The organism is Vibrio sp. PNB23_22_6 (assembly GCF_052877535.1).
The window spans coordinates 53,048-68,123 of record NZ_JBNFXP010000010.1 but is presented as its reverse complement, the minus strand read 5'-3'; the positions used below and the strand labels follow the sequence as shown (position 1 = coordinate 68,123).

The following is a 15,076-nucleotide window of genomic DNA, read 5'->3' as shown; positions in this document are numbered from 1 at the left end:
AATCTAACTTTTGGAGAAAACAATGAAATTTAAGCGTAGTAAACAGCAAGGCTTTACACTTTTAGAAGTGATGGTTGTTGTCGTTATCTTGGGTATTCTGGCGAGCTTTGTGGTGCCAAACCTACTTGGTAACAAAGAGAAAGCCGATCAACAAAAAGCGATCACAGACATTGTGGCGTTGGAAAACGCATTGGACATGTACAAGTTGGATAACAGCGTTTACCCAACGACAGACCAAGGTCTAGACGCATTAGTAAGCAAACCGTCTAACCCAGAGCCACGCAACTACCGTGATGGTGGTTACATTAAGCGTTTGCCAAACGATCCTTGGGGTAACGAGTACCAGTACCTAAGCCCTGGCGATAACGGTACGATTGATATTTTCACCCTAGGCGCAGATGGCCAAGAGGGTGGTGAAGGCCCTGCAACAGATATCGGCAACTGGAACATGCAAGATTTCCAATAATATTGAGCTTAAACTAGCACTAATGAAGCAAATGCAAAAACATCAAGGTTTTACATTAATAGAAATTCTATTGGTGCTGGTTTTGTTATCTCTTACCGCCGTTGCGGTGATCGCTACTTTGCCGACCAGTCAAAAAGACCTTTCTAAACAGTACGCACAAAGTTTTTTTCAGCGCTTACAACTGCTCAATGAAGAAGCGGTGCTAAGTGGCAAAGATTTCGGTCTGCGTGTTGATGACGTTAAATCTAGTTATGCATTGCTCAGTTTGACCCAAGACGGTTGGCAACCACTTGAATTAAAGCAGATCCCAAGCGAAACAAAGCTCGAGGGGGATATTTCACTGCAATTGGATTTAGGTGGCGGTGCGTGGGATAAAGACGAACGGTTGTTTGAACCTGGCTCTTTGTTTGATGAGGACATGTTTGCTGAGGAAGAGGACAAAGAGAAGAAAAAAGTGAAGCCACCTCAGGTGTTCATTTTTTCAAGTGCAGAGATTACGCCATTCACGCTTTCTTTCTTTCCTGAAGATGGTGATACGTTTAATGACGGTTGGCGAATCATTGGTAAAGAAACTGGTGAGATAAAACTACTCGCACCAGGAGAAGAAGCGGAAGACGATGACAATACGACATTCTAAGCCAAATCGTATTGGCGCATCGCACCGACAAACACGAGGCATGACGTTGCTTGAGGTGTTGGTAGCGCTCGCGATTTTTGCCACGGCGGCGATCAGTGTCATTCGCTCGGTGAGCCAGCACATCAATACCGTCAGCTATTTAGAAGAAAAAATGTTTGCAGCCATGGTTGTGGATAACCAAATGGCCAATGTGATGCTCGCAACTGAAAAGTTAAAAGCTAAAAACGGTACCGAAGAGCTAGCAGGGCGCACTTGGTACTGGAAAGTCACGCCGGTTGCCACTACGCAGCCATTGCTGAAAGCATTTGATATTAGCGTTGCGACGGAGAAAAACGCGAGTCCAGTGGTGACGGTGAGAAGTTATGTGGCTCAGTAGAATTCAACATACCGCTAAACGCGCCAATCGACAGCGTCAGCAACGTGGCTTTACGTTGATCGAAGTGTTGGTGTCCATTGCGATTTTTGCCAGTTTGAGCGTTGCAGCCTATCAAGTGGTGTCTCAGGTACAGCGCAGTAATGTGTTATCGCAAGAGCGTACACAGCGTTTGAATGAACTGCAGCGTGCCATGGTGATGATGGATAACGATTTTCGTCAGATGGCAATGCGGCAAATGCGCACCAACGGTGAAGAACCGTCGAATCAACTGATTTTTTGGTCGGATTATCTGTTGGATTCGGACGCGAAAGGGGTGATGTTTACGCGTGTTGGGTGGCACAACCCACAACAGCAATTCCCACGAGGCGAAGTGACGAAAGTGGGTTACCGCATTAAAGACAATGTGTTGCAGCGAGTCTGGTGGCGCTATCCTGACACGCCAGTTGGTCAAGAAGGGGTTATTACCCCACTTTTGACTCAGGTCGACGGGTTGGATATGCGATTTTACGATGGTAAATCGTGGAAAAAAACGTGGGAAAGCAATCAAGAATTACCCCAAGCCGTCTCGGTGATCTTGCAGTTGAAAGATTACGGTGAAATTACGCGTACTTATTTGACGCCCAATGGCAAGTTGATCGCAAGTGAACAAGAGGGTGCCTCGGGAAATGACTCTGCCAATGGCGGATCCGGAGGCAACAATGGCTAACCGTCAGCGCGGCGTTGCGCTCATTATTGTCCTGATGCTGCTCGCGATCATGACCACGATTGCAGCGAGCATGTCTGAGCGTTTGTTTTTGCAGTTTCAGCGCGGCGCAAATCAGATTCATTACCAGCAAGCCTATTGGTACAGCTTGGGAGTTGAAGCGTTGGCCGAAGTGGGTATCGAACAGAGCTATAAAGACAGCGATACCATTAACTTAAGCCAGCCTTGGGCAATCAAAGAACAAGTGTATCCGCTTGATTATGGCCAAGCCGCGGGGCGCATTATTGATAAGCAAGCTTGCTTCAATCTGAATGCACTCGCAAGTGTCCAACCGACAGGTGAACAAACAACACGGCCGTATTTAGTGCAAGTGCTCCAGCGTTTGTTGGAAGAGTCTGATGTTGAGCCGTATCAAGCGGAAGTTATTGCTGACTCCACCTGGGAATACGTTGACAGTGACAATAGCGTGCGTTCGACAACGGGCGTAGAAGACAGTACTTACGAAGCGATGAAGCCTGCTTACTTGCCGCCAAATGCTTGGGTGGCGGATGCCAGTGAGCTTCGCGCGGTGTACCAGGTTTCGGGTGACATTTTTCAAAAGGTGGCGCCTTTAATTTGTGCACTCCCTAGCGATGATTGGCGATTGAATGTCAATACCATTGAGGTAGAGCAAGCGCCGATTCTGGTGGCGATGTTTACTCCAGGATTGAGCAACAGTGATGCGGTGCAGTTGATCGAGAAACGCCCTTTCGATGGTTGGGACAGTGTTGATGAATTTTTAGCCGAGTCAGAATTAGCTGGCTTAAGTGATGATGTAAAGAAAAAGGCCAAAGGCTATTTGGGTGTAGACAGCGCCTTTTTTGAGTTGGATGCGCAAGTGCTGGTGGATGAATCCCGAGTACGTATCCGCAGTCTTTTGCAAAGTACGAATAGAGAAACGGTGACAGTCGTTCGCCGTCGTTTTGGAGGAATCAGTGAGCGAGTTTCTGACCGTTCGGCTGAGTAGCGAACAACAAAGCACCATTCCATGGTTGGTTTGGTCGACACAACAGCAAGAAGTGATTGCCAGTGGTGAAATCGCCGGATGGGAACATCTGGATGAACTGGTCGCGTATGCTGAGCAGCGTCCCGTGGTGGCGTTGTTGGCAAGTAATGATGTGGTACTCACCGAAGTGGATATCCCACCAGGTGCCGCACGTCAGTTTGATAGCATGTTGCCGTACTTGGTTGAAGACGACGTCGCGCAAGATGTCGAAGGTTTGCATTTTACCGTATTAGGTAAGCAAGCTGACAAAGCGCAGATATGTGCGGTTGAACGGGCATGGATTCAAACCATTTTGAAGCGCTTTTCCAGTCAAGGTATTACGATTAAACGACTCTTACCGGATGTATTGGCGCTGCCAGCTGCCAATGAAAGCAGCACGGCGGTATCAATCGGAGAGCAATGGTTGATCCGTCATACGCACACTCAAGGTGTCGCGGTGGATACCTCTTGGCTGGACTTATATCTGTCGGCTTATCTGCAAAGTAACCCGGGGTGGAAGTTGGAGTGCTACAGTTCACTGCCAGAGTCAGCCGCCAATGAGCTTTGGGTTGCGAAGCCAGAAGAGATGGCCATGGCGTTACTCGCAAAAGGCGTGGCAGATAGCAAAACCAATCTTCTGACTGGTCGCTTTAAGCCAAAATCTTCATGGGGCAAATACGTGAAGGTATGGCAAACCACGGCGATCGCCGCTGGCGTGTTACTGGTTGTGATGGTGGCTCAACAATTGTTGATGGTGCACAAGTACGAGGCGCAAGCTCAAGCTTACCGAGATGAAAGTGAACGTATCTTCCGCCAAGTTTTTCCGGACAAGCGCCGCATTCCAACCGTTAGTTATCTGAAACGTCAGATGACAGATGAAGAGCGTCGTTTATCCGGTGGTGCAAGTGATGAGCCTATGCTCTCTTGGTTGGCAGCGTTGCCTTCTACTCTTGGTCAGGTAAAAGCATTGCAGATCACCAGCTTCAAATATGATGGCCAACGAGGTGAAGTCCGAATTCAAGCGAGTAGCTCCGGCTTCCAACCATTTGAGGAAGCGCGAGTGAAGTTGGCCGAGAAATTTAATGTCGAACAAGGCCAGCTTAACCGCAACGGGGATGTGGTAATGGGCAGCTTTGTGTTGAAGCGTTTATGAGGTTGATGATGAAGAACTTAATCTCTCCAGTTCAAACTTGGTGGAGCAGCATCTCGCAACGCGAGCAACGTCTAGTGATGGGTTGCGGCGCGATGGCGGTGGTGGGCGTTCTCTATTGGGGAATTCTGCAACCAATGAATCAGCGTGCTGAGTTAGCTCAATCTCGCATTCAAAGTGAAAAGCAGTTGCTGAACTGGGTGCAAGATAAAGCCGATGACATTACAACGTTGCGCAAAAGCGGTGGTGTCAGCTTTTCTAGCCAGCCACTTAACCAAGTGGTGTCCTCTTCTGCCCGCCGATACAAGGTTGAATTAATTCGAGTGCAGCCACGAAATGACAGTGTTCAAGTTTGGATCAAGCCATTAGCGTTCAACCAGATGGTAGATTGGCTGCGATACTTGAAAGAACAGCAAGGCATTGAAGTGGAATTCCTAGATATCGATCGAACAGAGCAAGCCGGTATGATCGATGTCAACCGTCTGCAATTTAAGCGAGGTTAAGGTGAAACGAGCAGTACTTTACGTTGTTATTTTTATTGCCTTTTTCTCAGTTAGCTTACTTGCTGGTTTGCCTGTCTCTTGGGTGTTGAAGCAAGCACCTACCGTGAGAGGCTTGGACATTCAAGGTGCACAAGGCACAGTATGGCAAGGCAGTGCAACGAGCGTGCGTTGGCAGAATCAAGACATTGGAGAAGTGAACTGGGACTTCCAATTATCGAGCTTGTTTGCTGGTAAAACCGAGTTTTCGGTTCGCTTTGGCCGTGGCAGCGATATGGATGTGCGTGGCCGTGGCTTAGTGGGTTATAGCTTAACGAGCGGTCCTTATGCAGAAAACCTTGTTGCTTCGATCCCTGCTGCTAAAGTGGTTGAGCAAGCGCGAATTCCGGTACCAGTCGGTGTGGAAGGTCAGCTAGAGCTTAATATCCGTCATGCGACTTACGCCGCACCTTGGTGTAAGACAGGCGAAGGTACGTTAGTTTGGAGTGCGAGTGGTATTCAAAGCCCGCTAGGTAGCCTTGAGCTTGGTCCTGTCATTGCAGATTTGAACTGTAAAGACAGTGTGCTAACCGCATCAGGCGAGCAGCAAAGTAAGCAGGTATCGGCCGCATTTTCTGCGGAGATGACACCGAATCAGCAGTACTCAACCAAAGCATGGTTTAAGCCGGGGGCAGAGTTTCCTTCTGGCATGGCCGATCAGCTTAAGTGGTTGGGGAATCCAAACCCTCAAGGCCAATACGAGTTTGATTACAAAGGGCGTTTTTAATCACATCTAGAAACTATCTCATCGTCAAAGAGCTGCCAATGTGCAGCTCTTTTTGCTTTTAGATCATCATAGGCCAAAATCTAATTTTGCTGTACAGTCATTTTTATCCAACATTGCCGCATTGGTTAAAAAATTGATTTTTAAATGCTTATCTGGTTGGCGTACAGGTATGAAAGTCTTTGGGTTGCCATAGGAAAAATGTGCTTAACGCTGTACCGTCGATAAAAAGGAAGGTCACGAACAGACTTCGTGACCTTATTGAATGAATGGAAAGAATGGTGAGCCTGGCAATTAATCTTTGCGTTGTAAAATCTCATCCCAAGGTAAGTCTGCATCCCCAAGAACGATGAAGTTCGGGTTCTCCAGCGTCTCGCGTTTGTTGTAAGACAGGGGCTCAAGTTGGGTGCTTAGAATGCGTCCACCGGCTTCTTCCACAATACACTGAGTCGCGGCGGTATCCCATTCTCCCGTCGGGCCCAAGCGCAGATAGCAATCCACGGCACCTTCTGCAACCAAACATGCTTTCAGTGCTGCTGAACCGAGTGGAATTAAGTCGTAGTTCCAAGCGCTGCTCATGCGGCTGGTGATGCGGTTGATATCTTGACGGCGGCTGATGGCAATCGCGATGTTTTGCCCTGGTTGTTCATGCTTGTGCGTGTGAATTTTCACGCTCTCAGACATGTCAGGAATTTTCCATGCACCTTTGCCGCTATAGGCGTAGTAAGTGACACCTGAGACAGGGCCATAAACGACGCCCATGGTCGGTTTGTTGTTGTCGACCAAAGCTATAATGGTTGCGAAGTCACCACTACCTGCAATGAATTCTTGTGTGCCATCGAGAGGGTCGACTAGCCAGTAGCGCTGCCATTGAGCGCGTTGTTCTAAGCTGATGTCTGCATCTTCTTCAGAAAGTACCGGAATATCAGGGGTTAGCTCGCTTAGGCGTTCTGTGATCAGTTTGTGCGCAGCAATGTCGGCACTGGTGACTGGGGTTTTGTCACTTTTGGTGTAGGCTTTGAACTGCTTATTTTCGTAGATATCCAAAATCATTTGCCCAGCGCTGCGGGCGACCTCGATAACTTGCGGAAGCAGATGAGATAAATCTTTGGTCATTGGCATAAGTATGGATCCTTTCTCACAATGATTGCTCGGTTTTTAAAACCGTTATTGGTTTTGGATGTGAGTGGTGTTTTGTAAGTGTTTTAGTGCCAACATTAACGCTGTGATGCTTCGTGCTTCACAAAAATCCAAGTGGGCTAATAGCTCTTCAGCTTGCGCCAGTGGCCAGCGAACGATTTCCAAGGATTCTGGCTCGTCACCTTGTTGTTTCTCTGGATAAAGAGCTTGCCCTAAAAACAGCGTCATCTTACTTGAGAAGTAGGATGGTGCGAGGATCACCCGTTTTAGAGGGACTAAGTCTCGAGAACCAAAGCCGATTTCTTCTTTGAGCTCGCGATCGGCCGCTTGTTGTGGTGTTTCCCCTGGATCGATGAGTCCTTTAGGAAAACCTAACTCATAGCGTTCCGTTCCTGCAGCATACTCGCGTACCAGCAGCAAATCGCCTTGCTCTGTGACTGGCACTATCATCACGGCATCGCGTCCGCTTGGTTTCAAGCGCTCATAAATACGGTGTTCGCCATTGGAGAAGCGAAGGTCGAGGGCTTCCACTACAAACAGGTTTGATTTTGCGACCGTCTGGCAAGAGAGAATCTCTGGTGGGGTCCTTTTCGACATAGTGCTGGTTCCTTGGTGCATTGACTCAATAAGGGAAATGAGATTTCTTAATATATGAGAAGAACGCTTGAGTTTCTAGTTTGATAAACGGGTGAAAACAAAAATAGGAGGCAAATGCCTCCCATTTTATTCAGTTAAATCGATCTAAATAAGTAGCAGGTCGCTTTCGCAAGTACTCGGTGCAGACGTATTCAGAAGACGATGGTTGATGCTCTTAATAGTAAGAGTGGTCGCCACGGTCATGTTCCGTTGCGTCGCGCACGGCCGTCAGTTCACCAGCGAATTGGTTCAATAGCTCTTTTTCGATGCCTTCTTTCAATGTTACATCAACCATTGAACAGCCATTACAACCGCCACCGAATGCAACGATAGCAATGCCATCGTCTGTAATTTCAACGAGGTTTACGTGGCCACCGTGACCAGCCAGTTGTGGGTTCACCTGAGTTTGAAGTGCGTACTCAACACGTTCTACTAATGGTGCATCGTCAGCCACTTTACGCATTTTCGCGTTAGGTGCTTTTAGGGTCAGTTGTGAACCCATTTTGTCATTGACGAAGTCGATTTCCGCGTCTTCAAGGAAAGGCAAGCTTAGCTCATCTACGAATGCTGAAAAGCCGCTGTAAGCGATCTCAGTATCGGTTGCTTCAACCGCTTCCGGTGGGCAGTAAGATACGCCACACTCAGCGTTTTGTGTTCCTGGGTTTACGACAAATACACGAATGTTAGTCCCTTCAGGCTGTTGGCCTAAGAGGTTGGCGAAGTGTGTTTGCGCAGATTCTGTAATAGTAATATTTGACACGACGAATACCTGAGTGAATGTGTAGGTTATTGATGCTATTTTACTCCTGTTTATGTCTCGGTCTAGTCTTTTTGATGCTAAGGCATGGCGAAGTCATCTAAGTTGAACCGGGAGCAGGAGTTTTGCATATGCAGTAAATATCAATGCTTTCTACGCCAACTTCAAGTAGTAAATGACATAATTGTCGAACGGTACTGCCTGTTGTCACCACATCATCAACAATGGCGACATGAGAGTAATCTATTTGGGTTCGCAACGAAAACGCCCCTTTTAGGTTCTGCTCACGGGTGATTTTTTTGTTGCCACGCTGAGTTTTTGTCGGCTTTGCGCGTTGAAAAATCTCGCCATCAAATGACACATTCAGGTGATGAGCGAGGTGCGTGGCTAAGACGTGGCTTTGATTAAAACCTCGTCGTAAGTACCTTTGCCAGTGTAGTGGCACGCTTGTCACGACAGGGGCCGGTTGTACTATTCGTTCTGCCAGCAGTTGGGTTAACGCACTCACATGCCAAGACTCACCATGGTCTTTAAAGCGCTTCACTTCATTTGCAAGAGGAAAGTCATAATCGCCAAGTGTGAACAGCCGTTGCCAAGGCGGAGGCTCTTTGAGACATCCCCCGCACTCAGTTCCCAAGGGTAGCTCCTCTTCATTGAGTACGAGGCCACAGCGATGGCAGCGCTTGATAGGGGCTAATAATTCAAAACAGCTGCCACACCAACGGATGCTATTCGTTTGGTGAGTGACATCGAGAGGAAATCGGCATAAGCCACATTGGCTGCCGAGTACGCGATGCATGATGTTTTGCCATTGATGAGATAACATACATTTTATTCAAGGTTGGAGTCTAGTTAGGCTAACGCTTGTTTAAAGTGCTAAGGAATAAAAATAGTGGGGGAGAACGAGAGCATGAACACGAATTTACACTGGCAGTCGTTTGGTCAAGGGCCCGACTTGGTGTTGCTTCATGGCTGGGGTATGAATGGTGCTGTGTGGCAGCAAACCGTAGAATCACTTCAGCCTTACTTTCGTTTGCATGTCGTTGATCTACCTGGCTATGGACACAGTGCCGAACATCACGCACAGGATTTAGCACAGATCGCAGAGATGGTCTTGCAAGGCGCGCCATCAAAAGCAGTTTGGCTAGGTTGGTCTCTGGGAGGCTTAGTTGCGACACATATTGCGCTCAATACACCGGAGCGAGTCAGTAAGTTAATTACCGTAGCCAGCTCACCTAAGTTTGCGGCTGAGCGTCCTTGGCGAGGGATTCAACCTAATGTACTCAGTGCTTTTACCGAACAGTTAATGGAAGACTTTTCTCTTACTGTTGAGCGCTTTATGGCATTGCAAGCCATGGGCAGTCCATCTGCGCGTCAAGATGTGAAGCAACTTAAACAAGCGGTATTATCGCGTCCCCAACCGAACCCCAACTCGTTGTTAGTGGGCTTGAATATTCTTGCTGACGTTGATCTGAGAGATGCTTTAACGGCTCTGACGATGCCAATGCTGCGCCTTTATGGTCGACTGGATGGTTTAGTGCCGATAAAAGTGGCTATGGATTTGAACGAGCAGTTGCCTAACACACAACAGTTTGTATTTAATCAATCTTCTCATGCGCCATTTATGACTGAACATGACGCGTTCTGCTCACAAGTTCGAGATTTTGCTCACAGATAAAGAAGCACCGAAAAACACTAAAGCTGTTCAAAAAGTGGTCGATATAAATATTGACCTCGTTTTATGTGAATAAACCGGTCATATTGATGAGTGGGCGGCTCTGAGGAGGGTTCGCAATGATTGTGTCACCGGCGAACGTAAGTGTGCCGTTGATCGCCCCATCTGTGAATGTGCAAACGGAACAAGCGGCTCGGGATAATAAAATCCGAGAACCTGTGACACCGACAGTCGCATTAGCGAAAGCCAATGCAGAGCGCAAAGTAAAAAGTGATGAGAAAAGGCGACGCCAGTCGGCTTGGGATCCTTCAGAACATCCAGGTTATGAAGTGGAGCCAGAAGTGGATAGCCGTTATCACAACGAATCTGAGGATGCGCTTGAGCGTCTTTTCGGTTTGCTAGCGCTCAAGTCCTACAGTGAAGAGCAGGGGAAGGGTTACACGATACGCTTTCGGTTACCTAAGCGCATTTTGGATGCAGCGATCAAAGAGGGATTGATGGAAAAGCGCAGGAAGGTGATTAAGTTTCATTATGGTCACTCAGTTGCGCCCCATACACCGTCAGAAGTGATTGCAGTACTATGACGACTCAAACAAAAACGCACCAGTCAGAGCTTCTGACTGGTGCGTTTTTTAGCAATAGCTCGGTTGAATGCGATTACTTCTTCGCTTTAGCAAATGCGGCGGCAAAAGCGCCACCCATCGCATTGTTTTGTGAGGCATCATCACGGCGAGGCTGGCGACGTTGTTGGTCATTGCGGCTTGGCGTGGAGGCGCGCTGGCTGCGATTGTCTTGCCCTGGTTCGTCGTTCATACGCATCGATAGACCAATACGCTTACGCTGTACGTCGACTTCCATCACCTTGACTTTTACGATGTCGCCCGCTTTCACCACTTCTCGTGGATCAGACACAAAGCGGTCGGTTAGGGCAGAGATGTGCACCAGGCCATCTTGGTGAACACCGATGTCGACAAACGCACCAAAGTTCGCGACGTTAGAGACCACGCCCTCTAGAATCATACCAGGCTCTAGATCGGACACGGAATTGACGCCGTCGGTGAATGTGGCAGTTTTGAACTCTGGACGCGGGTCACGACCTGGCTTATCCAGCTCTTTGATAATGTCGGTGACGGTTGGGATACCAAAACTGTCATTGGTGTAATCCACGGCGTGCAGACCTTTTAGGAAGCTCGAATCGCCAATCAGTGCTTTGATGTCTTTGTTGTTTTTCTCAGAAATCGCTTTGACCACTGGGTACGCTTCAGGGTGAACCGCAGAGGCATCAAGTGGGTTCTTGCCATCCATAATACGTAAGAAACCGGCACACTGTTCGAACGCTTTTGGCCCTAAGCGCGGCACCTTTTTCAAGGTGGTGCGTGCGTCAAAGCGGCCATTTTCATCACGGTAATCGACAATATTTTGTGCGATGGTGGTGGATAGACCTGCCACCCGCGTTAATAGTGCCGCAGAGGCGGTGTTCACATCCACACCCACTGCGTTTACACAGTCTTCGACAATGGCATCTAGACGTTTCGCGAGCATCGATTGGCTGACATCGTGTTGGTATTGGCCTACACCGATCGATTTCGGATCGATTTTCACCAGCTCTGCAAGTGGATCTTGCAGGCGGCGTGCAATCGAAACCGCACCGCGCAGCGATACGTCCATATTCGGGAATTCCTTCGCCGCGAGTTCAGAGGCAGAGTAAACCGATGCACCGGCTTCGCTAACCATGATCTTCTGTACTTTGAGGTTGCCGCGTTTGATGAGATCTGCGACAAAACTGTCCGTCTCACGCGAAGCGGTGCCGTTACCAATCGCAATCAAATCCACATTGTACTTGCGCACTAACTGATCAACGATTTGCGCTGATTTGTCGTATTGTTTTTGCGGTGGGTGAGGGTAGATGGTTTCTGTGGTCAGAACCTTACCGGTTGAATCGACAACGGCGATTTTTGAGCCTGTACGCAGCCCCGGATCCAGACCCAGAGTGGCGCGAGGACCAGCCGGCGCAGCCATCAACAAATCTTTGAGGTTGGTCGCGAACACTTCAATAGCTTCGAGTTCTGCGCGCTCTTTCATTGCGCCCATCAGCTCGGTTTCCATGTGCATCGACACTTTGATGCGCCATGCCCAACTGATCACTTGCTTGCGCCATGTGTCCGCTGGTGCGCTGCTCAGTGTTACGCCATAGTGATCCGCGATAATCGTTTCACAATAAGACTGACGAGCGCCTTCTTCCTGCTCAGGGTCGGCATGCATCGCTAGCGTTAGGAAGCCTTCGTTACGACCACGTAGCATCGCTAGAGCACGGTGTGATGGCACTTTGCTTAGTGCTTCGTTGTGGTTGAAGTAGTCTTTAAACTTCTCACCTTCTTGCTCTTTGCCTTCCACAACTCGCGCCACTATATCGGCATGACGGTTTAGGTGACCGCGGATTTTTTCCAGTAAGTTTGCGTCCTCAGCAATGCGCTCCATGATGATGGCACGTGCACCATCAAGGGCGGCTTTGGTATCGGCAATGCCCTTATCTGCATCTAGGTATTTGGCGGCTTCGCTTTCTGGCTCGGTCTGTGGGTGATCCCAAAGCTGATCCGCTAATGGTTCAAGCCCGGCTTCAATGGCTATCTGGCCTTTTGTACGGCGCTTCGGTTTGTATGGGAGATACAGGTCTTCTAGGCGAGTTTTGCTGTCTGCCTGAGTAATCGCTTGCTCAAGCTCGGGCGTTAGTTTGCCTTGCTCTTGAATCGATTTCAGAATGGTCTGGCGGCGATCGTTTAATTCACGAAGGTAAGACAGACGGCTGTCCAGATTACGCAGTTGGGTGTCATCAAGACCGCCCGTTACCTCTTTACGGTAACGGGCAATAAAAGGGACGGTATTGCCGTCATCAATTAAGGTGACAGCAGCAGTGACTTGCTCTGGGCGAACATTCAGCTCTTGAGCGATCATGCGACAGATAGCTTGGCTCATCCGTGTATTCTCTTTAATTCTCTATAAACCAAGCATCTCGAGGTGACTTGGGTATAGTGGGTTTGTATTGTTAGGTTTAAACATTGGGGTCATTGCGGGAATTTGCAATGTTTTATCCCCAATGAGCTTCGAAATACGAGGTGCTGCGCTTTATCAGCGACTTTTGTGCAACAATGATTCAACGTAACTCTAAACCGAGCAAAAATTTACCTAGCGCTGATGGACATTGGTCAGATTTATGTCAAAACTGTAATTAAATTGAGAACTTATACGCCTGGTTGTCAACTAACCCTTGTAATTTTGCCCATACGGAAAACACTGATGAAGAAAATCCCTTTGGCTTTAGCGCTTTCGGCAGCCTTGCTGGGGGCACCATTCGCGTGGTCACAATCGCTTTCTGCGACCACGCAAAACCCAATTTATCAACTGGATGACAAACCTGTTCTGGGGCGAGTAGAAAGCGTCTATTACAGTGATATCCCTGAGTTAAGTGGCGTTCCTTTTATCGGTAAGATCGATACTGGTGCGGATACCACATCGATGCATGCTGAAAATATTCATTTATACAGCAATCATCCTCAGTTCAATAAACTGAAAGATAACGAGTTAATGTGGGCAGTACTCGGCGATCTCATTGGCACAGATGGAACGTGGGATGCGGAGAAATTTGCTCGTGCAGATTGGGATAAAGAGGATTTTGATGCTTATCAAGTGCATGTCACATTTACCATGCAGCACCCATTTACGGGTGAGCAGATCAAGGTGGATGATGAACTCGAGAGGCTGAGCATTATCCGCAATCGTACTAGTGAAACGCCGATTTTACGACCAACCATCAGTTTGCCGATGACCATTGCGGGTAAAACGGTCGATACCGAGGTGAATTTAACCAAGCGTAGTCAGTTTTCTGCCCCTATTTTAATTGGTAAAACGTACCTTGATAATAACGCTTGGGTGTTTGCAGGCTACGACTATCTGCAAGAGCAACCCAATGCGCAGATGATTGGCAAAAAAGAGACCGTCGACGTTGAAGGGGTTCCGTACAAAGTCAGCGTTTCGACCACCAGTCGTTACACCAACGTACATGCGCTGGATATTCACGTTGATAAAAATAAAAAACAGGTCTCCTTTACCTTAGAAGGTGAAAACGGTAAGCGTCACTCTATGACATTGCCTCTGGTACGTATGCTGAAAACCAGTAAGACTGAGCGTCCGTTGGTCTACTTACCGGTTAAAGTGGGTGAAAACGAAACGCAACAATGGCTGGTTTACTTGCGAGATCGCAGTAAGCTCAGCTCACAAATTCGCCTTGGCAAAGATGTCGCTAGCCAACATTTTGTGATTGATACAGATAAAGAAAACATGTTAGGTGGTGTTGAGAAATCCTATAAGAGCGCACTGAAGTCCAAGCCTCTGGTGATTTCCCCACAAGAGTCGATCAATATTGATGGCTATCTACTGCCTGCTTATCCCACCTTTGCGGTAAAAACACCACTATTGCGCGTCAATGGATTTGAGCTGAGTGAAAAAGGCAAAGAAGAAGTGGTGACCTTCTACCTACCGACAAGTAAAGGAAAAGAAGAGAAAATCACCAAACCCGTACTGAAAAAGTTAAAAGTGGGTGAGGCGGTTCGTCCGGTCGTCGAGGGGGACTTTATGCTTGGAGGCAAAGAGAAACCCATCGAATTCGCGATTGATGTGCTGGAGAAAGAGAATCAAACGCAGCCATTTTTTCTCTTTGGCCACAACATGGCCAAGGGGGGCGTTTTCTTAAATACCCGCACAGACCATTTACTGGATGCGAGACCACTGTTTAAAGCGGGTCATATTGAAGTGGCGGAAGTCGAAGGCATGTCGTTCCCTGTCAAACTGGATACGGGCGCAGATGTGAGCTCGATTAACGCGAAGGACATCAAACAATTTAAGAAAGATGGCGTTGATATGGTGAGCTTTACCTACGAGAACGATCTGGGAATGACGAAATCGTTCACCAAAGAAGTGGTGGGGGTCATGCGCATTACCGCTAAGAAAGGCGAAAAAGCAAATGTGCGGCCGGTTGTAGAAATGCATGTCAAACTTGGTGAGTTAGAGAAGAAAGTTCGAGTGAATTTACAAGATCGTAGCCGCTTCCATTACAGCATGATTTTGGGCAAGAACTTCTTAAAAAATGGCGCGTTGGTGGCCAGTGATACGAACTATATCTTGACGGATAAACCGGATTACGAAGAGTGATCTGTATGAGAAATAAACAATGCCGCCCTTTTGAACAAAAAGGG

Annotated in this window: 16 protein-coding genes; 11 read left to right on the top strand and 5 right to left on the bottom strand. The window is 48.0% G+C overall.

All coding sequences use genetic code 11. The features are described from left to right. The first annotated feature begins 22 nt into the window (after positions 1-22). Genes gspG through ACVA54_RS10290 form a run of 8 tightly spaced genes read left to right on the top strand, consistent with a single transcriptional unit; the run spans position 23 to position 5,622 of the window. Positions 23-466 carry a type II secretion system major pseudopilin GspG gene (gspG, locus tag ACVA54_RS10325; RefSeq protein ID WP_099079164.1) on the top strand — a complete coding sequence of 148 codons (444 nt, stop codon included), beginning with the start codon at positions 23-25 and terminating at the stop codon, positions 464-466. Between the two features lie 31 nt (positions 467-497). Next, positions 498-1,103 (top strand): type II secretion system minor pseudopilin GspH, encoded by a 606-nt coding sequence (gene gspH / locus ACVA54_RS10320; RefSeq protein WP_099079165.1) that lies wholly within the window; start codon positions 498-500, stop codon positions 1,101-1,103. Next, entirely contained in the window at positions 1,084-1,479 is a 396-nt protein-coding gene (gene gspI / locus ACVA54_RS10315) for a type II secretion system minor pseudopilin GspI (RefSeq protein ID WP_172438106.1), read from the top strand. Before gspH ends, gspI begins: the two co-directional genes overlap by 20 nt. Continuing rightward, positions 1,466-2,185 (top strand): type II secretion system minor pseudopilin GspJ, encoded by a 720-nt coding sequence (gene gspJ, locus ACVA54_RS10310; protein WP_119464502.1) that lies wholly within the window; start codon positions 1,466-1,468, stop codon positions 2,183-2,185. The genes gspI and gspJ overlap by 14 nt, the downstream gene beginning before the upstream one ends. Continuing rightward, positions 2,178-3,188 (top strand): type II secretion system minor pseudopilin GspK, encoded by a 1,011-nt coding sequence (gene gspK, locus ACVA54_RS10305; protein ID WP_446580962.1) that lies wholly within the window; start codon positions 2,178-2,180, stop codon positions 3,186-3,188. Before gspJ ends, gspK begins: the two co-directional genes overlap by 8 nt. Continuing rightward, positions 3,157-4,359 (top strand): type II secretion system protein GspL, encoded by a 1,203-nt coding sequence (gene gspL, locus ACVA54_RS10300; RefSeq protein ID WP_182852715.1) that lies wholly within the window; start codon positions 3,157-3,159, stop codon positions 4,357-4,359. Before gspK ends, gspL begins: the two co-directional genes overlap by 32 nt. An 8-nt stretch (positions 4,360-4,367) precedes the next feature. Then, positions 4,368-4,859, top strand: a complete 492-nt coding sequence (locus ACVA54_RS10295) for a type II secretion system protein M (RefSeq protein WP_182852737.1) — start codon at positions 4,368-4,370, stop codon at positions 4,857-4,859. Position 4,860: 1 nt separating this feature from the next. After that, the gene (locus tag ACVA54_RS10290; RefSeq protein WP_446640846.1) at positions 4,861-5,622 is read left to right on the top strand and encodes a type II secretion system protein N; all 762 of its coding nucleotides are present in this window, start codon (positions 4,861-4,863) and stop codon (positions 5,620-5,622) included. A 291-nt stretch (positions 5,623-5,913) separates the two neighbouring features. Here the strand turns inward: ACVA54_RS10290 and cysQ are convergent, their stop codons facing one another. The 4 genes from cysQ to ACVA54_RS10270 form a co-directional block, all read right to left on the bottom strand. Beyond that, a complete protein-coding gene (cysQ, locus tag ACVA54_RS10285) occupies positions 5,914-6,741 on the bottom strand; it encodes a 3'(2'),5'-bisphosphate nucleotidase CysQ (RefSeq protein ID WP_119464507.1) in 828 nt (275 codons plus the stop codon). Between the two features lie 45 nt (positions 6,742-6,786). Beyond that, on the bottom strand, positions 6,787-7,356 hold the full coding sequence (gene nudE, locus ACVA54_RS10280; RefSeq protein ID WP_099079172.1) for an ADP compounds hydrolase NudE: 570 nt from the start codon (positions 7,354-7,356) through the stop codon (positions 6,787-6,789). A 214-nt stretch (positions 7,357-7,570) separates the two neighbouring features. Further along, positions 7,571-8,155 (bottom strand): Fe-S biogenesis protein NfuA, encoded by a 585-nt coding sequence (gene nfuA / locus ACVA54_RS10275; protein WP_099079173.1) that lies wholly within the window; start codon positions 8,153-8,155, stop codon positions 7,571-7,573. 97 nt (positions 8,156-8,252) lie between these two features. After that, positions 8,253-8,978: a phosphoribosyltransferase family protein gene (locus tag ACVA54_RS10270; protein WP_446649593.1), complete on the bottom strand. Its 726-nt coding sequence runs from the start codon at positions 8,976-8,978 to the stop codon at positions 8,253-8,255. A gap of 84 nt (positions 8,979-9,062) precedes the next feature. Here ACVA54_RS10270 and bioH point away from each other — a divergent pair, with 84 nt between their 5' ends. Both bioH and ACVA54_RS10260 read left to right on the top strand, forming a co-directional pair. Beyond that, entirely contained in the window at positions 9,063-9,830 is a 768-nt protein-coding gene (gene bioH, locus ACVA54_RS10265; protein WP_446649592.1) for a pimeloyl-ACP methyl ester esterase BioH, read from the top strand. 116 nt (positions 9,831-9,946) lie between these two features. After that, positions 9,947-10,411 (top strand): ATP-dependent Lon protease, encoded by a 465-nt coding sequence (locus ACVA54_RS10260; RefSeq protein ID WP_099079176.1) that lies wholly within the window; start codon positions 9,947-9,949, stop codon positions 10,409-10,411. A gap of 73 nt (positions 10,412-10,484) precedes the next feature. Here the strand turns inward: ACVA54_RS10260 and ACVA54_RS10255 are convergent, their stop codons facing one another. After that, positions 10,485-12,800 carry a Tex family protein gene (locus ACVA54_RS10255; protein ID WP_446649591.1) on the bottom strand — a complete coding sequence of 772 codons (2,316 nt, stop codon included), beginning with the start codon at positions 12,798-12,800 and terminating at the stop codon, positions 10,485-10,487. A gap of 321 nt (positions 12,801-13,121) precedes the next feature. On the opposite strand from ACVA54_RS10255, the gene ACVA54_RS10250 reads away from it, so the two are divergent. After that, positions 13,122-15,032, top strand: a complete 1,911-nt coding sequence (locus ACVA54_RS10250) for a putative ATP-dependent zinc protease (RefSeq protein WP_446649590.1) — start codon at positions 13,122-13,124, stop codon at positions 15,030-15,032. The last annotated feature ends 44 nt before the right edge of the window (positions 15,033-15,076 follow it).